The sequence below is a fragment of the Chryseobacterium aquifrigidense genome, from assembly GCF_006716485.1.
Taxonomy (GTDB): Bacteria; Bacteroidota; Bacteroidia; order Flavobacteriales; family Weeksellaceae; genus Chryseobacterium; species Chryseobacterium vietnamense.
Genome location: NZ_VFPD01000001.1, coordinates 2,500,065 through 2,520,111, shown reverse-complemented (window position 1 = coordinate 2,520,111; position 20,047 = coordinate 2,500,065). Strand labels below are relative to the sequence as shown.

At 37.5% G+C, this 20,047-nt stretch carries 18 protein-coding genes; 5 read left to right on the top strand and 13 right to left on the bottom strand.

Features of this window, described 5'->3' with window-relative positions:
• Together FB551_RS11220 and FB551_RS11215 are read right to left on the bottom strand one after the other, a co-directional pair.
• Nucleotides 1-384 (bottom strand): DUF1634 domain-containing protein, encoded by a 384-nt coding sequence (locus FB551_RS11220; protein ID WP_034699869.1) that lies wholly within the window; start codon nucleotides 382-384, stop codon nucleotides 1-3.
• Nucleotides 384-1,214, bottom strand: coding sequence for a sulfite exporter TauE/SafE family protein (locus tag FB551_RS11215; protein ID WP_142017510.1), 831 nt, complete (start codon nucleotides 1,212-1,214; stop codon nucleotides 384-386). Before FB551_RS11215 ends, FB551_RS11220 begins: the two co-directional genes overlap by 1 nt.
• Before the next feature lie 97 nt (nucleotides 1,215-1,311).
• Between FB551_RS11215 and FB551_RS11210 the strand changes: the two genes are divergently transcribed.
• Nucleotides 1,312-1,863, top strand: coding sequence for a DUF1543 domain-containing protein (locus FB551_RS11210; RefSeq protein WP_142017509.1), 552 nt, complete (start codon nucleotides 1,312-1,314; stop codon nucleotides 1,861-1,863).
• Nucleotides 1,864-1,888: 25 nt separating this feature from the next.
• A complete protein-coding gene (locus FB551_RS11205; protein ID WP_142017507.1) occupies nucleotides 1,889-3,001 on the top strand; it encodes a 5-(carboxyamino)imidazole ribonucleotide synthase in 1,113 nt (370 codons plus the stop codon).
• A 282-nt stretch (nucleotides 3,002-3,283) separates the two neighbouring features.
• Here FB551_RS11205 and FB551_RS11200 read toward each other — a convergent pair whose 3' ends face one another.
• From FB551_RS11200 to FB551_RS11190, 3 genes are all read right to left on the bottom strand, one after another.
• Nucleotides 3,284-5,407: a cation:proton antiporter gene (locus FB551_RS11200; RefSeq protein ID WP_047434012.1), complete on the bottom strand. Its 2,124-nt coding sequence runs from the start codon at nucleotides 5,405-5,407 to the stop codon at nucleotides 3,284-3,286.
• A 6-nt stretch (nucleotides 5,408-5,413) separates the two neighbouring features.
• Complete coding sequence (locus tag FB551_RS11195) at nucleotides 5,414-5,980, bottom strand: hypothetical protein (RefSeq protein ID WP_047434010.1); 567 nt, start codon at nucleotides 5,978-5,980, stop codon at nucleotides 5,414-5,416.
• A 133-nt stretch (nucleotides 5,981-6,113) separates the two neighbouring features.
• A complete protein-coding gene (locus tag FB551_RS11190) occupies nucleotides 6,114-7,022 on the bottom strand; it encodes a DMT family transporter (RefSeq protein ID WP_142017505.1) in 909 nt (302 codons plus the stop codon).
• 256 nt (nucleotides 7,023-7,278) lie between these two features.
• On the opposite strand from FB551_RS11190, the gene purE reads away from it, so the two are divergent.
• Nucleotides 7,279-7,782, top strand: coding sequence for a 5-(carboxyamino)imidazole ribonucleotide mutase (purE, locus tag FB551_RS11185; RefSeq protein ID WP_034699885.1), 504 nt, complete (start codon nucleotides 7,279-7,281; stop codon nucleotides 7,780-7,782).
• A gap of 53 nt (nucleotides 7,783-7,835) precedes the next feature.
• On the opposite strand, the gene FB551_RS11180 is transcribed toward purE, so the two are convergent.
• From FB551_RS11180 to ahcY, 7 genes are all read right to left on the bottom strand, one after another.
• Entirely contained in the window at nucleotides 7,836-9,395 is a 1,560-nt protein-coding gene (locus FB551_RS11180) for a BspA family leucine-rich repeat surface protein (RefSeq protein WP_142017503.1), read from the bottom strand.
• Nucleotides 9,396-9,409: 14 nt separating this feature from the next.
• Nucleotides 9,410-10,969: a BspA family leucine-rich repeat surface protein gene (locus FB551_RS11175; protein WP_142017501.1), complete on the bottom strand. Its 1,560-nt coding sequence runs from the start codon at nucleotides 10,967-10,969 to the stop codon at nucleotides 9,410-9,412.
• Between the two features lie 23 nt (nucleotides 10,970-10,992).
• Nucleotides 10,993-12,315, bottom strand: coding sequence for a BspA family leucine-rich repeat surface protein (locus FB551_RS11170; protein ID WP_142017499.1), 1,323 nt, complete (start codon nucleotides 12,313-12,315; stop codon nucleotides 10,993-10,995).
• Nucleotides 12,316-12,454: 139 nt separating this feature from the next.
• Complete coding sequence (gene yiaA / locus FB551_RS11165; protein ID WP_047434004.1) at nucleotides 12,455-12,847, bottom strand: inner membrane protein YiaA; 393 nt, start codon at nucleotides 12,845-12,847, stop codon at nucleotides 12,455-12,457.
• A gap of 257 nt (nucleotides 12,848-13,104) precedes the next feature.
• Nucleotides 13,105-13,902 (bottom strand): hypothetical protein, encoded by a 798-nt coding sequence (locus FB551_RS11160; RefSeq protein WP_142017497.1) that lies wholly within the window; start codon nucleotides 13,900-13,902, stop codon nucleotides 13,105-13,107.
• Between the two features lie 120 nt (nucleotides 13,903-14,022).
• Nucleotides 14,023-14,820 (bottom strand): hypothetical protein, encoded by a 798-nt coding sequence (locus FB551_RS11155; RefSeq protein WP_142017495.1) that lies wholly within the window; start codon nucleotides 14,818-14,820, stop codon nucleotides 14,023-14,025.
• 102 nt (nucleotides 14,821-14,922) lie between these two features.
• Nucleotides 14,923-16,236: an adenosylhomocysteinase gene (gene ahcY, locus FB551_RS11150; RefSeq protein ID WP_047433999.1), complete on the bottom strand. Its 1,314-nt coding sequence runs from the start codon at nucleotides 16,234-16,236 to the stop codon at nucleotides 14,923-14,925.
• Between the two features lie 167 nt (nucleotides 16,237-16,403).
• Between ahcY and FB551_RS11145 the strand changes: the two genes are divergently transcribed.
• Both FB551_RS11145 and FB551_RS11140 read left to right on the top strand, forming a co-directional pair.
• The gene (locus tag FB551_RS11145) at nucleotides 16,404-16,922 is read left to right on the top strand and encodes a pyridoxamine 5'-phosphate oxidase family protein (protein WP_047433997.1); all 519 of its coding nucleotides are present in this window, start codon (nucleotides 16,404-16,406) and stop codon (nucleotides 16,920-16,922) included.
• Nucleotides 16,923-17,097: 175 nt separating this feature from the next.
• The gene (locus tag FB551_RS11140; RefSeq protein ID WP_047433996.1) at nucleotides 17,098-17,712 is read left to right on the top strand and encodes a 4'-phosphopantetheinyl transferase family protein; all 615 of its coding nucleotides are present in this window, start codon (nucleotides 17,098-17,100) and stop codon (nucleotides 17,710-17,712) included.
• Here FB551_RS11140 and FB551_RS11135 read toward each other — a convergent pair.
• The gene (locus tag FB551_RS11135) at nucleotides 17,693-19,957 is read right to left on the bottom strand and encodes an FUSC family protein (protein WP_142017492.1); all 2,265 of its coding nucleotides are present in this window, start codon (nucleotides 19,955-19,957) and stop codon (nucleotides 17,693-17,695) included. The two genes, FB551_RS11140 and FB551_RS11135, sit on opposite strands and share 20 nt — an antisense overlap.
• Between the last annotated feature and the right edge of the window lie 90 nt (nucleotides 19,958-20,047).

Here is a 20,047-nt window from a genome sequence, read left to right as displayed (position 1 = left end):
TTAGTGAGCGTAACCAGCAAAGAAACTTACCGCCATAATCGCTAAAACAATAGAAGAAATGACTACATATACGTAGTCTTTTTCTTTTAAATAACCTATCAAAGCGAAAACAATTCTCATCAGAGGGGTAAAGATCAACAAAAGAATACCCAGCTGAATAATAGCTGTACCTTCCCCTTTACACAGAGAATCCCAGAAATGTCCCCATACTTTTTCAGAAGAAGTTCCTACTACAAGGCTGGTATACTTTTCAGGCATTTTAAAACCTTCAAAGAATAATTTGATAAAACCAATCAATGATGTAGCCACAGACAGAATAACCCCCAGTCTCAGAAGGTTTCCTACCGAACGGTTCAGATCTACATCTGTAAAATTCTTTTTCATTATCTGAAACTTTTGTTGATACCGTTATACATCATATAAATGGAAAGAATGGTAATCACAATGGCAAAAAATACTTTTAATTTTTTGGTTTTTGATACCATCAGGGTTTTTGAACCTATAAAACTTCCGATGACAACTCCAATTAAAACCGGAGCCACAATCACAGGAATAATTTCTCCTCTCTGGAAATAGATCAGTGCACTGGCAACTGCTGTTACTCCGATCATGAAGTTACTGGTGGTTGTAGATACTTTGAAAGGAAGCTTCATCATATTGTCCATCGCCAATACTTTCAATGCACCGGAGCCAATTCCTAAAAGTCCGGACATGGCACCTGCAAACATCATCATTAAAAATCCGGGAACTGTATTTCTTGCAGAATAGCTTTTCAATACTCCTTTATCAGGAAATGTTCCGTATAATTTCAGTTTTTCTTCAAGACTTCCTTTTATTAAAGGTTCCTGGTGATCAGGTTTCCCTTTAAGATTTAAAATAACTGTTAAAAGAAGAATACTGGCGAAAATAATTCCAATTGTGTTAGGGTTAAGCATTCCTGAAACCAGGGCACCCATAATTGCTCCCGCGGTGGTGGCTATTTCGAGAAACATCCCGATTCTCATATTGGTAAAACCTTCTTTTACGAAAGCTACAGCCGCACCGGAAGAGGTACCAATCACAGAAATAAGCGAAGCACCGATAGCGTAATGCATTGGAACGCCAAAACCTAGCGTTAATAAAGGAATAATGATGACTCCTCCTCCTAAACCCGTAAGTGAACCTAAAAGACCCGCTGAAATTGCGCCAAGGAAGAGTATGATGATTTCTGACATACTACAAATAATATTACAAATATAAAATTATTGTGGTAGTCTGCCAAACATTTGAAAAAGATAAATTTAACGTATTTTTGCATGCATGAAAAATGTAATGAAATTATTTTATGTCATCCTGGGGGCAACACCCAAAGGAAGAAATATTGAGCAGCACGATGTTTTCTTCGGAATAGCGGAGAATCTTAAAGATCTGATTCCTGATATGAAAGAATTTTGGAAGGAAGCAGAAGGGAAAATTCACCTGGATTGTTATCAGGAAGTAAGATTTGCAGACGGGTACAAGGTGGAAATTGTAGAAAAAGGAGAAAAAACATCAGAAAATCAGTTGTTTTTTCTGAATCTGGGAGGTTACAAGCCGGGTTTCTTTGAAGAATTTCATGAGCAGCACTTAATGGTAGGACCATCTATGGGTGAAATTGTAAAAAGAGCAAAAGCTACCGAATTTTATCAGACGATGGGGTTTGAAGGTGCTGTAAGCCATATTGATGATAAGCATGGAGTGGATATTGATGATATTTTCAATGTGAGCGATATTCTTCCTGCCAGTATGAAAGAAAAATATTCTATCGTTCTTCAAAAATCTGATGCAGAAAATCAGGAAAACCCGATGGGACTTGGGTATTTAAAAATCGATAAAATTCAATAAGAAGTAAATCTAATAAAAATAAAAAATGAAAATAGGAATTCTGGGAGGCGGACAGCTGGGAAGAATGTTGATACAAAGTGCACTGAAGTATGATGATGAGTTCTATACTCTGGATCCGGCTTCTGATGCGCCATGTCATAATATCTCGTATTTTACACAGGGAAATTTCAATGACTATGAAACGGTTTTGAACTTCGGAAAAGATAAAGATGTTGTAACCATTGAAATAGAACACGTAAATGCTGATGCATTGGCAGAACTTGAAAAGCAGGGAATAAAAGTGGTTCCCAATGCCAATATTATCAAAACAATCCAGCAAAAAATCCTTCAGAAAGAATTTTATAAAGCTCATGATATTCCAAGTCCTGAGTTTCAGGTGGTATGGAACAGTGATGAGAAGATTATTATGCCACTGCCATTTGTTCAGAAGATGAATACAGGAGGTTATGATGGAAAGGGAGTGCAGGTGATCCAAACGGAGGAAGACTATCAACATCTATGGACAGAAGCTTCTGTTATAGAAAGTCTTGTAGACATTGAAAAAGAACTTTCCGTCATTGTTGCAAGAAATGAAAAAGGAGAAACCAATATTTTCCCTGTAACGGAAATGGTAGCCGATCCAAAGCTGAATCTTTTAGACTTCAATGTATGTCCGGTTCTTCTGACAGAGGATGTTCAGAACCAGATTGATTCCATTACAGAGAAATTTCTGGCTGCAGTAAACTCTCCGGGATTATTTGCCATCGAATTATTCCTTGATAAAGAAGGGAAAGTATGGGTGAATGAAACGGCACCAAGACTGCACAATTCAGGACATCAGAGCCAGGAAGGAAATACGAATTCCCAGTTTGAGCAAATGTACCGTGTGGTTAAAAATTTACCTTTAGCGGATACCGATGCCATTACTTACAGCGGAATGCTGAATCTTGTTGGAGCAGAAGGATATGCCGGAAAAGTAATCTATGAAGGAATGGAAGATGTTCTTAAGCTTCCTGAAACATACATCCACTTATACGGGAAAACAGAAACCAAACCGGGAAGAAAAATGGGGCATATAAACGTTCTTGCTGATTCCAGAGAAGAGCTAATGGAAAAGCTTGTACAGGTAAAAGGAATGGTGAGAGTAATTGCTGAATAATATCAGTTTAAAATAAATAAAAGGGAGCTGTTTTAACTTAAAAAAACAGCTCCCTTTTATGTTGTGCAATAAACAATTCAATAGGAACGGGCTTTAGCCCGTTTATCAATGATTATAAATTCAATTGGCTTTAGCCAAAACTTAATTTGGATTTCGGTTAAAGCCAATATATTCATCTTGTTTATATCAATCTTATTGATGACTCAAATTGTTTCACAATTTGATAAAAAATGATTATTCGTACTCAGATAACTTCCAGCTTCTAACCTATCTAAACTTCTTTTATTTAAATATCTTCTGAATCACATTTCCAATCTCTACAAAATCCCCGTGATTTCCTACAGAACGTATTTCCGGACTGTTTTTGTCATATTCTGAGAAAGGGAAAATAAGAAGGTAATTATTGTCTTTCAGGTTTCTGTTTAAAAGCTCCGGAATCAGTCTCATCCTTGGAATGTAAGATTTCATGCCGCGCTTGGCCATCAGAATAATCAAGGCTTCATCATCTTTCAGCTGGGCGGCGGTTCTTTCTCCGTCCTGCCATGTGCTCATGATAATAAATTCTGCTTCTATATTGGCTTTTTTAATGATTTTCTGAAGAATATCAATAATATTTTCAGGAGCATAAAAAACTACTGTGGCACCGGAGTTTCTGGCAATATTCCATACTCTCAGCAATGCATGGAAGAATCCGGCTTCCTGATGGGCATTTTCGGGAATCATCACAGCATATTTCTTAATAGTGGAAAGTGGTTGTGCCGCATGGTAAACCAGTACATTCACATCATCATTCTGCAGATAACCGTTGTAAAGATTATATACAAAAGAAGGGGAGAACCCTTTTTCATCTTCAAGTCCAATAATGAGATCTGTGATTTTCTGTTCTTTAATCACATTATTGACTCCATTGATAACATCATTGTCATATCTTTTTAAAGCCTGCAATTTAACATCTGCCGCTGCGGCTGCATCTGCTGCCTGATGGAGAAGTTTCTCCGCATTCTTTACCGAAGATTCATTTTTATCTTCGTTGATGACATTCAAAGCAAAAAGATCTTCCGTATTGGAATGTGCCTTGATCAGAATTCCCAGATTCACCATTCTCTCCACAGTGGCTTCGTGGTTGATGGCTAAGAGAATATTTTCTTCTTCATGCGTATTTCCCGAAACTGTATCTTCATTGTCACTTTCTGCAATTTTCTGGGCGCTCGCCATAGAAATGAAAGAGGAGATGGTACATGAAATCAGGATCAGAAGAATACTTCCGTTCAGTACGTGTTCGTTTAATAATCTTACAGGCTCTCCGGTTTCGGTTTCAGAAAGGATGATGTTGTATCCTACCATTACAGAAGCCAGTGTTGCTGCTGCCGAGGCAGAACTTAATCCGAAAATTAGCTTTCCTTCCTCTTTTGTTAGTCTGAATGTTTTCTGAGTCGCAACCGCAGAGAGATATTTTCCTCCGATGGAGGCAACCAGCATAATTCCGGCAACTTCCAGGGTTTCCCAGCTTTTAAAGAAAACTTTAAAATCAATCAACATTCCTACACTAATCAGGAAAAAAGGGATGAATATAGCATTTCCTACAAACTCTACCCTGTTCATTAAAGAAGAAGTGTGAGGGATGAGTCTGTTTAAGGCCAGTCCGGCAAAGAATGCTCCGATGATAGCTTCTACACCAGCCAGTTCAGCCAGCATAGCAGCCAGATAAATCATGACCAGGACAAAAATATACTGTGAGATTTTATCATCCACTCTTTTGAAAAACCAACGTCCGATAATCGGGAATACAATAAGTACAATGAGGGCAAATACCACAAAAGAAACCGATAATTTGACCCAAAATTCGGTTCCTACATCTCCCTGAGACATTCCTACAATCACGGCAAGTACCAATAAGGCAAGAATATCTGTGATCATCGTTCCTCCAACGGTAATATTAACCGCCTTATTTTTCGCAATTCCCAACTTGCTCACAAGCGGATATGCAATAAGGGTATGAGACGAAAAAAGACTGGCAAACAGAATGGAGGTCAGCATGGAGAAATGTAAGAGATAATATCCTCCCAGATATCCCAGTATAAAAGGAACCGTAAAGGTATAAATACCAAAGGTGAGACTTTTCCACTTGTTCTTTTTAAAGTCGCCCATATCAATCTCGAGACCTGCAAGAAACATAATGTAAAGCAGTCCAGTAGTTCCGGTGACCACAATACTGCTGTCTCTGGATAATACATTGAATCCGTTCGGACCAATAATCGCTCCGGCGATGATAAGCCCCAAAAGGTGGGGAACTTTAATTTTATTTAGCAGCAATGGAGCTGCCAGAATGATGACCAGTACCAACAGGAACTTCAGTACCGGATCTTCTATAGGAAGGCTCAGGTTGTGTATACTCAGTAAAATCATAAGTGTTTATTTTGTGGAACGTACTAATTCAACAGAGAACTTGGCGGTACAGCCATCCGATGTGATGGTGCGTGTACCTTTGATCTTGTTGTCCGAAATATCATTAAGAAGAACGTTCATTTCTACATTCTTTTTAGCTGTAGAATCGGTTTTGAAAGACAGTCTGATCTCATTGTTTTCAAACTTACCCGTATAAAGCCTTACCAGATTATTATTGTTGATGATTTTGGTAATAGGCTGGGTAGAATCGTTATCAAATTCCCAGATGTCAGTACGCTGGTCGCCTACAGCATATTCGCTGCAGTTGGATTCTGTACAGATCACCTTACCGTTCCATGGGCCGGAAATTTCCGCAGGCCATGCAGCAGCGATTACCACAGAATCTTTTTTCGCAAAAATACTGTCTCTCATTTTCAGCAGAGACTGATATTCAGATTCTTTTTTTGCGAATACTTTTTCTTTTTCTAATAATTGTTTTTCCCTGTCTGTCAGGTTCTTTTCCTTCTCTTTGTAATCACAGCTTACCAATAGAAAAGAGGCAGCCAGTAATAAAAAAAATGTGTTTTTCAGCATATTGTATCGGTTGGAGTATACAATATAAGAAAAAATCAAGGAAATATAAAATCCCGATAAGACGGATCTGATTTTAATTCTGTTTAATAAATTAAAAAACAGAGGAATAGACCGGTTGAGATTATTTCCTGATTTACGACTCGATTCTCTGCCTTTTAAACATGGCAGGATTGTAATTGATAACAAAAACCCCTACAATAATAAGTACTGCTGCAATGATGAATTTGGCAGAAATTTTTTCATCCAGAATCATCCAGCTTAAAAAAATGGAGATTACCGTATTGATATAAGCCAGGATGGATACCTGAACCGGAGAAACCTTGGTCAATGCATAATGAAAAGCAAAAAATGCAGCTACAGAGCCGAAGCACGATAAATAAAGCATCGCAGAAATACTTTTCAGGCTCCAGTTTCCGAAGTTGTAGTCTTCTGAAAAAAGGAAGGCAAAAATTATCTGGATAATTCCTGCAAAAGCAAACTGGTAAAACAGGTTAAGTGAGATATTCCCGCTTTGAATATTGAGTTTTTTGGTAAAAATAGTTCCTGAAGCCCATCCTGCAATGGCAATGAATAAGAATAATATTCCCAGTGCATAATCCGGGTTTTTCAGATCATTAATGCCATCCCAGAAGATAAAAAGGATGCCGCTGAAACACAAAACTACGCCTGTAAAAGCCCGCCAGCTGAATTTCTGCAGACCAAGAGCCATACTTCCGAAAAATACCAGGATAGGGGAGCAGGCACTTATCAGTGAAGTAAGGCTGCTGGTAACTTCCTCTTCCGCTACTGTAGTCATTCCGTTCGCAATCACAAGCATTAATAAAGAGAAGATCAACTGATACTTCAAACTTCTCCAGCCTATCCATTTGAATTCTTTTCTGTAGGTAAGAATAAGGAACATGATAATCGCTGCAAGGAATTGACGTATTCCTGCTACAAACCAGGCAGGAATAGTTTCTACCGCAACCCTTATTGATAAAAACGTAGTACCCCAGACAATTGCAACGGTACATACAGCCAGTGTAAGTTTATAATCTTTCAATTTTAATGTGGTGTAACAGCAAATATATCTATTTTTCCAGCGATTTTTATGGATACAGATACTGTAATTTATAGGAGTACAGATGAAAAATCTGAGCCAAAAATAACTTTATTAATTCTTTACATTTTAAATGGAAGATCTATTGAAAGATTAAATTATTTTAGGAATTATAATCATAAATCGTTTCCCGGATTTTTTGTAGTCTTTCCTCTTTACATTTTTATTTTTTATCTTTGAACATCTAATAAAATTGAAGATGGTAGGAATTATTATGGGCAGTCAGAGTGATCTGCCGATCATGGAACAGGCTGCAAATTTTCTGAAAAGCCTTGATATCCCTTATGAATTAACAGTAGTTTCAGCGCACAGAACACCGGAAAGAATGTTCGATTATGCAAAGACTGCTCAGGAAAGAGGCCTTAAGGTAATTGTAGCAGGAGCCGGAGGAGCGGCCCACCTTCCGGGGATGGTAGCAAGCTGTACTACACTTCCGGTAATCGGAGTTCCGATTTTGTCCAGTAATTCTATAGACGGATGGGATTCTGTGTTGTCTATTCTTCAAATGCCCGGTGGAATTCCGGTAGCTACCGTAGCCTTGAACGGTGCTTTGAATGCAGGGATTTTAGCCGCAAAAATTTTAGGAAGCGGTAATGAAGAAGTCGCTGCAAAACTTCAGAAATACCAGGATTCTTTAAAAGATAAAGTTTTAGGAACTGTGGATGATATCAAAGCACAGCATCCTAATCATTTTGATAAATAGTTGAGTTTTTAAACTCAAAAATAAAAGCCTCACTTTTCAGCGAGGCTTTTATTTTATTTTTTAATGAATTTTGAAGAGATTGTTTTTTCTTTAAGAATCAGCTGCAAAATGTAATTCCCTTTTGGTAAAGATCCTACATTAATCATATCCCTGTTGGGATTTCCTTCCAGTACAAGTCTTCCGCTTGCATCAAAAATTCTGTAATTTTTAATGTCACTTAGTCCTTCAATATGAATATCATCCACAGCGGGATTGGGATATAGCGAAAGTTTTTTATTCAGCTTAACTTCTGATGAGGACAGTAAACAGTTTCCTACCGTATCACCCGACATCGTCCATCCCTTGCTGATGAGAATATTCCTTTTATCTGCTGCATTGGAAGCATACGTCAAAGGTGTTACAATATCTAAATCAATATTATTGGCAGTGTCGGGATTATCTGCCCATCCTGCAAGTGTTTTACTGAAGTTTTCACAATCCATTCCTGTCTGCATCAAAGCCTGAGCTCCGTTATTAACGCTGGCAAGATTCCAGCTTGCAAGGGATTGATTGAAATTCGGAGTTTCCTTAAGAATCTGATCTATTCTGGTAACCTTGGTCATGTCCCAATTTTCCAGGGAATGATTAAAGGCTGTGCAGCCATGAATAGCATGGGCCATATTGGTAATTTTAGAAGTGTTCCAATGGTTTAAAGATTGATTGAAACCGGAATCAAAATGGAACATAAAACGGATGTCTTCGAGGCTTGAAGTATCCCAGTTATCCATGGGCTGATTATAGTTTGGGCAAAGAGCAAACATCCACTTCATATCCGTTACGCTCGAAACGTCCCAGTTGTTTAATGTCTGGTTAAAGATTCCTCTTCCTGCAAACATAAAACTGAGATCAGTTGCAGAGGACATGTCCCAGCTATTAAAGTAAGGAGGATTGAACTGATCAGAAACTGAGCTTATGATGGTGTCAAAGATAAGAGCAAACATAAATCTGAAATGCTTAACCTTGGAAGTATCCCAGTTTTGCATGGAGCTTGCGCCTGTAAAGCTTTTTGTACCATAAAACATATAAGAAGCATCTTCAACATTACTTAGGTCGGGAATGTCTGTAGCAGTGATCTGAACGAGTTTACATTGGCTGAAGGCATTGTTCATCGATGTCCAGGCAATGTTTCCCCATTGTTCTATTTCCAATATTTTATCAGCGCTTCCGTTGACCTGCCAGATCGGAAAAATCTGATCCGGAAGCTGAACTTCCTGTACATCTCCAAATTTTATCTGTTGAAAAACCCCATTTCCGTTACTCACTTTTACTCTGTATTTTGCAGCATCCTTATCTGCGATGGATATCCCAAAATCAATAAGAACCTGTTTTGTAGAAGTTATATTGGTAAGAGAACCGTTGTGCTGGGGATAGTCTACTTCTTCCCAATAAATATCATAGTTCTCACCAATTCCCGGAAACCATATTTGTTGAGAACTTGCCTGATAGGGAGCACTTACAGTGATTGGCTGTGTTATCGTAGATGCCGGCTTCCAGATCGTGATAAATTCATTCTGAGCTTTCGCTATGAATACCAGCAGGATAAAAAAGCCAGCCAAAAATTTTTTCAGTACCATATTAAGGATTATAGTTATTTCTTAATGAATTTTGAAGAGAAGGTGTTTTCTTTCATGATCAGTTGTATCATATAATTTCCTTTAGGCAGGGAGCTTACATTGATGATATCATTATTGGGATTCCCTTCCTTTACCAGTCTTCCGCTGGCATCATAAATTTTATAGCTCTTTATATCACTTAATCCTTCAACGTGAATATCATCCACTGCAGGGTTAGGGTATAGCGAAAGTTTTTTATTCAGCTTTACATCCGATGAAGATAATAAGCAGCTTCCGGGAGCATCACCTATTATTAACCAGCCTTTATTGATAAGAATATCCCTTTTGTCTGAAGCGTTGGAAGCATATTTTAGCCCTTGTACAGAACCTAATGAGACATTGTTGGCTGTATTGGGGTTGTTGGCCCATCCCATCAATGTTTTACTGTAATTTTCACAATTAAGACCAGACAGTGTTAAAGCACCATTACCATTGGTAAGAGAAACTAAGTTCCAGTTTCCTAAGGACTGATTGAAACCTGAGGCAATATTAAGCATTTGATCTATTCTGGTCACCTTTGTCATATCCCAATTGTCTAAAGACTGATTAAAGGTTGTACAGCCATGAAAGACATGGGCCATATTGGTCACTTTGGAAGTATTCCAGTTTAACGGCTGGTTGAAAACAGGAATCATATGAAACATAAAATGCATATCCTCCAGGCTTGAAGTATCCCAGTTGTCAAGTCGTTGATTAAAGCTTAAACACTGCCCAAACATCCAGCTCATATCCGTCACCTTTGAAACGTCCCAGCTATTAAGAGTCTGGTTAAAAACAGTTCTGTTACCCAACATATAGCTGAGGTTGGTAGCAGAAGACATATTCCAGCTATCCAGATAAGGTGAGTTGAACTGTTCTATTACTGAAGAAGATGGATTCACATCAAATAAAAGAGACAGCATAAAACTGAAATTCTTAATTTTCGAAGTATCCCAGTTTTGCATAGAGCTGGCACCCATAAAGCTGGTGGTGCCATAAAACATGAAAGATGCATCTTCTACATTATTAAGATTAGGAGTATCTGTTGCCGTAAGCTGCATAAGCCTGCACAGACTGAAGGCACTCTCCATGGTAGTCCACGAAATATTACCCCATTGTTCTATTTCCAGTATTTTATCTGAACTTCCATTGACCTGCCAGATAGGGATGATTTGCTCAGGACCGGGAAATAATTGAGGGGTTCCAAATTTTATCTGCCTGAAAATTCCGTTACCATTTGTAACTTTTACCCTGTATTTGGCATCATTTTTTTCTGCGATCGACGTTCCGAAGTCGATAAGAACCTGTTTTGTAGAAGTTACATCGAGAAGGGAGCCATTGTGTTGCGGATAGCCCACTTCCTCCCAGTAAATATCATAATTATCGCCAATCCCGGGAAACCAAATTTGCTGTGTGGTTGCCTGATAGGGAGCGTCTACATTGACTGCCGGTAATACAGTGGATGCCGGCTTCCAGATGGTAATAAATTCATTTTGCGCCTTTACCAGGAATATCAGTAAAAGAAAAATGAGTGTTGGAATTTTTTTTAAAATCATGGTTATCGTTTTATGATAGTAGTTTATTGTTTGATGAATGGGAGTGAATGAGTTGCATTCTTTGTCGAAATTTGCAGAATATAATTTCCCGGAGTTAAAAGTCTGACATTAATCTTTTCATCTTTAAGGTTGTCCCTTGCAACAGTTCTTCCATTCATATCGGTGATGATATAACTTACTGCATTTGTAATATTTTTCAGATAAATATGATCTTTTGCCGGATTAGGATAAATAGATGCTTTGCTATTGAAATTTCGCTCAGAGGTTGACAGTGTCTGGTTGCAGAGTCCGTTGTAAACGTCTCCCGATATAGTCCAGCCTTTATTATTCATTAAATAATTTCTGGCAGTTACAGCATCAGCATGAGAATAGATTAATGGCGAAGCACTTGATAAATCAATATTATTAGGTGTTGACGAGCTCTGACTCCATCCAAAAAGTGTTTTATCATAATTCACACAGCTCATTGCAGAATTGAGAAACATTCCGGTTGCTGTGGTTAATGAACTTAGATTCCATCTTCCGATATTTTGATTAAAAGCGGTCTCACGGAACATTTCGTTCATATTAGTGACATTGGCTGTATTCCAGTTTTGAAGGTCCTGGTTAAAATTTTCAGAATCATGAAACATATGTTCCATAGTGGTAACCTTAGCAGTGTTCCATTTGCTTAAAGATTGGTTGAATCCGGTATAGTCAAACATATATGACATATCTGTAACATTTGAAGTATCCCAGTTTCCCAGTGGCTGGTTGAAGAGATAATTGTCACCAAACATATAATACATATCTGTGATGGTGGAGGTGTTCCACGTGTCGAAAGAAGGATTGCCGATGAGTGAAGTACACAAATAAAACATCTGGCGCATACTGGTGACCATGCTGAGGTCTGGTACATCTGTGGCTGTTACGTCCATATTATCACAATATACAAAAGCATTGTCAAAGCTTTTCCATTTTATATTCCCCCATTGGGTAATCTGAGTGATTTTTGAGCGGTCTGAGGCATTGTAGGTAGGAGTTAATGTATTATCAAAGAATCTTACCTGATCAAAACTTCCGTTTCCGTCACTGATTTTAATTCTGTAGCTGGCCTGAGACGGCACAGGGTTAGAAGGTACACCTAAGTTGATAATAAATTCGGTAGTGGAAGTTACATTGCTCATAGTGCCGTTATGCTGAGGATATCCAACTTCTTCCCAATATACTTTGAAGTTGGTTCCTCTGCCGGGAAATTTAATGAGTTGTGCATTCTGTGTTTTCCAGATTGTAATAAACTCATTTTGTGCTTTTGAAAGCTGAAATACTGCTATAAACAGGGCAGAAGTTATTAGTTTTTTGTACATGTCATTAGTTTGTGAAATAAGCACTGCTAAAATAACAAAAAACTTAATATATTTTTAACTTAAATGTTGAATTTATAGTATTTTATGAATTTTAATGCATTTATATAAATAAAAAACTCTCCGTTTTGGAGAGTTTTCTTTATTCCTGTAGCATGTTATCACGGGTGTTTTTCTGAACTGCGATGGCTCCGAAGAGCGCAAGTAAAAAAGCAAAGGCATAAAAACCTTTTTCGCTGGGAAGGATGGTGGCATTCCAAAGTCCGATGGCCAGTAGTACAATAGATGATAATGTTGCAAACCAGCAGATCCCATAATAAATATCGGTTACCTGAATGTTTTCTAATTTGTCACGTACGGCTTTCTGTAAAGAAACCACCGCGAATAAACCATAGAGAAGAATGGTGAAATAATATCCCTTCTCATTCAGCAGCATTTCTGCCCTTGCAAGACCAACTATAAAGCCAATCATTCCCGCTCCCAATGCTACCCACGACGCAGCAACGAATGCATTCGATACTCTTTGTTTTTTCATAGTTTAATGTTTTATTTAAGAGGGCTAAGATATTCATTTTTTATAAATACAGCTCCTGTAAGGGGAAAATATGGGAAAAATACTGAATAGAAGGATGAGGTAGGTTTATGTTTCGGCTAAAGCCGATGGATGTTATTTTTATTTTATATAAACGGGCTAAAGCCCGTTCCTATTGAATGATTGGGCTGGCGTGAGGAGTATGAGCGGATAGCGGGAATCAGCTGATAAAAAAACTCCCCAAAATGGAGAGCTTTGTCTTATTGAGTGATGTATTCGTAAGTATATTTTGCATAATCATTATTATCCACTTTTACCATGACCTGAGTTGGCAATTGATTATTATTATATTCTATCTGATAGTTGAAATTTAAAATTTGATTCCAGTTTCCAGCGTCATCTTTGCCACTTATTTTTAATGTGGTATAATTATTCTGACTTAAAAACTGTGCTTCTCCTGTAATCGCTCTGAAATATTTGCCCAGCAAAGAATAGGGATTTATTTTGTTATCATATGAAAATTCTCTTTTATTGATATGAGGACCACCAATACCATCATTAACTGAGATTTCTTCCGAAACATTTTCACCACTATAAGTATAGGACATAGTAGACGGGATTGGGCAATTGGAAGACTCACAAGTAGAAGTAGCAGTAACTTTACCATTGGTATAAGTCATTGCCGTGTTATAGTGGGTATCGGAATATATTGTTTTAACCGTCGTAAGCTGATCACCATTATAAGTAAAGGTTTTATAATAAGCTACGGTGCCATCTGGTTTCTGGTAAGTAATTTTTGAAGGTTTTCCGGCACTGTCATATTCCAGAACGGACGTTGTATTTTCTGATGTAATTTTAAGTAACTGTTTCTGACTGTTATAATCAAATTTTGTAATACTGGTTTGTGGGCCGGAGGGACTTGTATAAGAAACTGTAGTGACTTTACTTAATAATATTTGAGGATCCGAAGGATTGGGTTCATTATTTTCGTCATTATTGCTGCTACAGCTGAGGAATAAAAATGAGCTCATCAACCCAACAAATAACTGGTTTTTCATGTATTAAAAGTTTTTATTAAATAAAGGACTAAATATAATAATTATTGGTAAAAACTGCCATAAGAATGGGCAACAAAATATTGAGTCCATAAAAAACTCTCCACATTGGAGAGCTTTGTCTTATTGAGTGATGTATTCGTAGTTATATTGAGCGGAAAGGTTTCCGTTGGCTTCTTTTGAGATCACCTGAGTAGGAAAACCTGCGCTGTTGTATTGAATGGTGGAAGTTCGGGTTTGGTTTTGTGTCCAGGTTCCGTTACTTTTAAAGCTTATCTTTTCTACAAGATAATTGTTTTGGCTTACAGCATAAGCTCCTCCCATCATAATTTTTACGTATTTGTTGATATTGAAGTACGGGTTCAGTTTATCATCGTAAGAGTAAACAACTTTAGTGCTGTAGCTGGATCCTCCACCTTCTGAAGTTTCTGATGAAATATTATTTCCGTCATAAGTATAAGTATCCACGATGGGGTTGGAACAGGCAGGTGACTGGCAAAGAGATGAAGAAATTACCTGTCCGTTGGTATTGTAATTATAACTAATCGTTCTGTTGTTATCCGGGGTAGTAGTATAGATTGCCTTAACTGTTGTAAGCAGATCTCCATTGTAAGTATAGGCTGAATAATAGTCTACCGTACCATCCGGCTTATAATAAGTGGTTTTAGTAGGTTTCCCGTTACTGTATTCGAACTTGGAAGTTCCAGAAGCAGATGATGCTTTTATAAGTTCACCCTGATTATTGTATTCCAGAGTTTGTATGCTGGTCTGCGGCTGTGCCGGATTGTCATAATAAACTATAGTAACTTTGCTCAATAATACTTTAGAAGATGTATTGTTTCCTTCATTATCATCATTACTGCTGCAGCTGTTAAAGAATAGAGCAGAGCTCATGAGTCCCAGAAATAAGAATTTTTTCATGTTATTTTTTTAGTCGGCAAAAATAAGAAATGCTTCATACACTGCATAAAAAAATCCCACTATCTTAGAAATAGTGGGATCATATCATGTTTTATTAAGATCTTAGTATCTGTAGTATTCAGGCTTGAATGGCCCTTTTACGTCTACTCCGATGTATTCAGCCTGCTCAGGAGAAAGAGTTTCAAGCTCTACGCTTAATTTCTTAAGGTGTAAAGCAGCTACTTTCTCATCTAAGTGCTTAGGAAGCATATATACTTCGTTTTTGTAAGCCGCAGAGTTATTCCATAGCTCGATCTGAGCCAACGTCTGGTTAGAGAAAGAGTTAGACATTACAAAACTTGGGTGACCTGTAGCACATCCTAAGTTAACCAATCTACCTTCTGCAAGGATGATTACTTCTTTTCCTTCGATAGTATAAATATCTACCTGAGGCTTCACTTCAGATTTAGTCTGACCGTAGTTTTTGTTTAACCAGGCCATATCGATTTCATTATCGAAGTGACCGATGTTACAAACGATCGCTTTATCTTTCATTTTAAGGAAATGTTCTCCTCTTACGATATTGAAGTTACCTGTTGTAGTAATGATGATATCAGCATTGTCTACTACAGTATCCAATCTTTTTACTTCATATCCGTCCATAGCTGCCTGAAGCGCACAGATTGGGTCAATTTCTGTAACAGTAACGATAGAACCAGCTCCTCTGAAAGAAGCAGCAGTACCTTTACCTACATCTCCGTATCCGCAAACAACCACTCTTTTTCCGGCTAACATTACGTCTGTAGCTCTTCTTACTGCATCTACAGCAGATTCTTTACATCCGTATTTGTTGTCGAATTTAGATTTGGTAACCGAATCATTTACGTTGATGGCAGGCATTACTAAAGTTCCGTTCTTCATTCTTTCGTAAAGTCTGTGAACACCTGTAGTGGTTTCTTCAGAAAGACCTTTGATATCTTTTGTGAACTCAGGGTATTTATCAAAAACCATGTTTGTTAAATCTCCACCATCATCAAGGATCATGTTTAATGGCTTTCTGTCTTCACCGAAGAACAAAGTCTGCTCAATACACCAGTCAAACTCCTCTTCATTTAATCCTTTCCACGCATACACCGGAATTCCTGCAGCAGCAATAGCAGCAGCAGCGTGATCCTGTGTAGAGAAAATATTACAAGATGACCATGTAACTTCAGCTCCTAAAGCTACAAGAGTCTCGATAAGCACAGCCGTTTGGATGGTCATGTGAAGACATCCTGCGATTCTTGCTCCTTTCAGCGGCTGAGACGGTCCGTATTCTTCACGGATAGCCATCAAACCAGGCATTTCTGCTTCTGCAAGGGTGATTTCTTTTCTACCCCATTCTGCAAGGGAGATGTCCTTAACTTTATAAGGAACGTATTGTGTTGTAGTACTCATATGTAATGAATAGTTTTTAAATTCAATTGATAACGAAAGGCAAAATTACGATTTATAATTAAGATATAAAAACAACAGATCAAGTTCAGTTTTATGAGATTAAACATGAGTTAATATTATTTAGTCTTAATATAAATAACTAATTTTAGCTGATAAATAAATATATTATGAATCAAACCCATACGGAAAAGAAAATCAAACCTGTTGCTCCCAAAGTACAGGAACTGATCAATTCTTCTAAAAGCATCATTCTCGCTACTGTAGATGCCGAAGGAAATCCCAATTCAAGTTATGCTCCTTTTGTTCAGGTAGAGCAGACATTCTATATTCTGGTATCTTTTATGGCAAAACATACTAAAAACCTTGCAGACGGAAGAAAAACATCCATTATGTTTATTGAAGATGAATCTGCCACTAAACAGATCTATGCCCGCGAACGTCTTACCATTGAAGCGACCACTTCTCAGATTGATAGAGATTCTGAAGTATGGAATACTGTAGTGGCGAAACTTAAAGAAAATCATGGGAAAGTTGTAGATGTCATTTCCGAAATGGGAGATTTTATTTTAATTGCTTTGCAGCCTGTAAAAGGATCGTATGTAAACGGATTCGGAAGTGCTTATTTCGTGGATGCCAATCTGGAAATTGTAGAGCATAGAAATGATGTGAATCATCAGTCTAAATAATTAAGATGGGAGCTGGGAGCTGAAGGTTTGTAAAGATTAAGGAGACAAAGAGTTTGTTTTTTCTTAAACAGTTCTTTTGTAAAGTCTGAAAATTCTTTTACCACGAATAATAACTTCCATCTTCCAGCTCCTATCTTCAAGCTTTTTTTTAGTACTTTTGTCCAATAAAAAAAGAATGCCCCTCTACAGAGATTTTTCAGATGATAATGCCACAATCCTTGTTTGGAAGTATGATGAAAGTGAAGAGCTTGATATCAACCAGCTTCTCGAGCCGGAAAATGCGGAGAAGGTAAAAGATTATCATCCTAAAAAATTACTGGAGGTGCTGATGGTTCGTAAACTCCTGAAAGGATTGAAACCAAATTCTAAAATTTTATATAAGGAAAGAGAACCTTTTCTTTCTCCCAACGATGCGGAAATTTCTATTACGCATTCTTTTCCCTTTGCGGCCATCGCTCTATCTAAAAATAAAATAGGAATTGATGTTGAAAAATTCAATCCTAAGATCTTAAGGGTAATTGATAAATTTACCTATGAAAATGAGCGTGGATTTATTCCTGAAGACAAAGCGGATACTTTCTATACTATTATATGGAGTGTAAAAGAAAGTATGTACAAAATCCATCACTCAAAATACTGGTCTTTAAAAAAGAATTACGAAGTAAAACCTTTCGAGCTGAAACATCTTCATAAAATAAGCTGCAGAGTATATGATGATCAGTTTTCAGATGAATTTAAAGCGAGAGTAGAGTTTTTTGACGACTACTGCTTTACGATTGTGGAGGAGTAGGCTCAGTTTCGTTTTTATATTTTTCGATCACTTTTCTCTGCTCTTTTGCTACATCATAGATCAGTTCCAGGATATCGTGGATATTTTTAAGCTCGGTTAAATGGGAAATTTTATCAGGATCTCTTCGGTCCACAATTTCATTTTCCTCAATCTCTGTTTTTCTTTTCAGGAGCATATCTTCAATGGAAGAATCTTCCGGCTCAAGGCGGCTTTCCATTTTCAATGTTTCATTAACATCATTTCCGTTGAGAAGGGTAGAGGTCTGCTGCATTTCTGCCTCAATCTTTCTGCTCCAGCTTTCAGCATCTATTTCAGGATACTGTTCATTACTTTTCGCATATTGGGATAGGGAAGCTGTGTAGGCAGTAATCAGGTGAGACGTTGCCACAAACTGATGAACTACTTCCAGTTTTTTCTGCTGATTTTTAGGATCGGAAATCATTCTCTGGAAATTATCAGAGAGGTTGGCCAAAGAAATAATGGCATTTTTTCGTTTTACCTTATAATCTTCAAGATCGAAATTTCCCTGTAAGAATTTAGAAATCACACTCTGGAAATAGATAAGGTTGTCTGCAGCAGATTTCTTCATCAGATCCAGATTTTGGGTATGTTCCCAAACAGGTAATACTATATAGGATACGGCAAAGGCAATAATTCCGGCAATAGCGGTATCAAAAATTCTGTCTTTAAAAATAATATTGACTTTACCCGGATTTAAAAAATTAAAGCTGAGGAACACATAGATCGTCATGAATAATACCGCCCAGAAATACCTCCCTTTCAGAAAACTGAAACACATGATCATGCTGATCAGAAGGATCGCAAATAAAACGCCGTTAATATGTACAAAATACAGAATCGCATAAGCAATACTTGCCCCGGCAATCGTTCCATACAGACGAAGAAGGTTTCTCTGTTTAGTGATGGAATAAGCTGGTTTTAAGATTGCTGTAATGGTAATTAATATCCAATACGTATGCCCCAGGACGAGAAAATCGAACATAGAAAAAACATATCCCAGCAATAAAGCTGTTGTAATTCTTATGGCATGACGGAAATGGGAAGATGATAATGAAATATTATTCCTCAGAACCTTGGCATTCAATTTAGGCTCATTAGGCATAAATTTCTTAAGGTCCAGTCCTGTTGATAAACTTTTCGCCAGTTTGATATCCTGTGAAAATACTTTATAGATCTCGTTGATTTCTTTTGTAATTTCATAGATACGCATCAGGATCTGACGCAGGATCATGAAATTTTCCAGATTGTCCGGTGAAAGCTGTTTATTTCTGAGTTCGAAATAATTATAATTTAAACTTTTTAACTCCTGTTCCAGATTAAACATCGGCTTTGCTCTGGTACCACTTTGAAGGGCAATTCCGATATTGGTGATCTCTTCTGCCAAAAGGTTAAGATAATCATGGATATTCACCAGAATCATACTGTCTTCAAAGCTCTGCTGTAATTTCTGATAGTCACTTTCAGAAGTCATCAGCTTTTCATGAAGGTCCATGGAATTTAGGAACATCAGCATCAATAGACGACTGGTGGTCGTAGATTCATTGACGATGGTTCTGGTTTTAAAAACGGTTTCCCTGGTGTCTTCCTGAAGGTTTTTTATTTCAATCTGCTTGGCAATAACCTGAGTAGTCAACTTATTAAAATCAGGATTTTTCTGATAGTAATTGGCCTTGATCTTTAAAAACTCAGCCAGTTGAAGATAATTTTCCCCAATCATCTGGCTTGCCAGTTTATAGGGACGAATGGTAGTTACAATAAGGAATATAAGTAAAAACCAGATACAGCCGGAAGCAAAAATCAGTAAACTTTTAAAGATATTGCTCCCTGTAAGATGTCCGTCAATAAAGATGGCGAGTACCACAAGGGATAATGAGCCTACCGCAGCTAATCTCTGACCATAAACGCCGATCAGGGAGAAAAACATTCCGAAGATAATGACCTCCAGAATGACCAGGACTTTGATGTTCATTACAAGGCTGGCGATGAGGGCTACAAAGACAAAACAACAGATCGCAAAAGTAAGGGCATTTCTTCTTCGGATAAAAGGACCGGGTTGGTCTGTAAGCGCTACAAAGCTGGTTCCCAGTGGGAAAAGGAAGTATTCTTTCAAAATCCCGAAGTGGGCAAGGACTAAACAAGGCAGAACAGTAGCTAATGTAATTCTGATGGCAGAATATACATACTGACTGGTTACAAATTTTTTTAGCTCCGCCGAATAGTTCATATTACAAAAATAGCTATTGAATTTAACAAAATTGCCATAAAAAAAAGACTTTTCTCAACTTAATGTTATATTTTTTTTAATTGTGCTATA

Excerpts from the sequence above, each read along its gene's own strand:
- FB551_RS11220 (WP_034699869.1), bottom strand. The coding sequence starts at position 384 with ATGAAAAAGAATTTTACAGATGTAGATCTGAACCGTTCGGTAGGAAAC.
- FB551_RS11195 (WP_047434010.1), bottom strand. The coding sequence starts at position 5,980 with ATGCTGAAAAACACATTTTTTTTATTACTGGCTGCCTCTTTTCTATTG.
- FB551_RS11160 (WP_142017497.1), bottom strand. The coding sequence starts at position 13,902 with ATGAAAAACCAGTTATTTGTTGGGTTGATGAGCTCATTTTTATTCCTC.
- FB551_RS11175 (WP_142017501.1), bottom strand. The coding sequence starts at position 10,969 with ATGATTTTAAAAAAAATTCCAACACTCATTTTTCTTTTACTGATATTC.
- FB551_RS11135 (WP_142017492.1), bottom strand. The coding sequence starts at position 19,957 with ATGAACTATTCGGCGGAGCTAAAAAAATTTGTAACCAGTCAGTATGTA.
- yiaA (WP_047434004.1), bottom strand. The coding sequence starts at position 12,847 with ATGAAAAAACAAAGAGTATCGAATGCATTCGTTGCTGCGTCGTGGGTA.
- FB551_RS11200 (WP_047434012.1), bottom strand. The coding sequence starts at position 5,407 with ATGATTTTACTGAGTATACACAACCTGAGCCTTCCTATAGAAGATCCG.
- FB551_RS11155 (WP_142017495.1), bottom strand. The coding sequence starts at position 14,820 with ATGAAAAAATTCTTATTTCTGGGACTCATGAGCTCTGCTCTATTCTTT.
- FB551_RS11210 (WP_142017509.1), top strand. The coding sequence starts at position 1,312 with ATGAAATTATTTTATGTCATCCTGGGGGCAACACCCAAAGGAAGAAAT.
- FB551_RS11180 (WP_142017503.1), bottom strand. The coding sequence starts at position 9,395 with ATGGTACTGAAAAAATTTTTGGCTGGCTTTTTTATCCTGCTGGTATTC.
- FB551_RS11140 (WP_047433996.1), top strand. The coding sequence starts at position 17,098 with ATGCCCCTCTACAGAGATTTTTCAGATGATAATGCCACAATCCTTGTT.
- FB551_RS11205 (WP_142017507.1), top strand. The coding sequence starts at position 1,889 with ATGAAAATAGGAATTCTGGGAGGCGGACAGCTGGGAAGAATGTTGATA.
- ahcY (WP_047433999.1), bottom strand. The coding sequence starts at position 16,236 with ATGAGTACTACAACACAATACGTTCCTTATAAAGTTAAGGACATCTCC.
- purE (WP_034699885.1), top strand. The coding sequence starts at position 7,279 with ATGGTAGGAATTATTATGGGCAGTCAGAGTGATCTGCCGATCATGGAA.
- FB551_RS11170 (WP_142017499.1), bottom strand. The coding sequence starts at position 12,315 with ATGTACAAAAAACTAATAACTTCTGCCCTGTTTATAGCAGTATTTCAG.
- FB551_RS11145 (WP_047433997.1), top strand. The coding sequence starts at position 16,404 with ATGAATCAAACCCATACGGAAAAGAAAATCAAACCTGTTGCTCCCAAA.
- FB551_RS11215 (WP_142017510.1), bottom strand. The coding sequence starts at position 1,214 with ATGTCAGAAATCATCATACTCTTCCTTGGCGCAATTTCAGCGGGTCTT.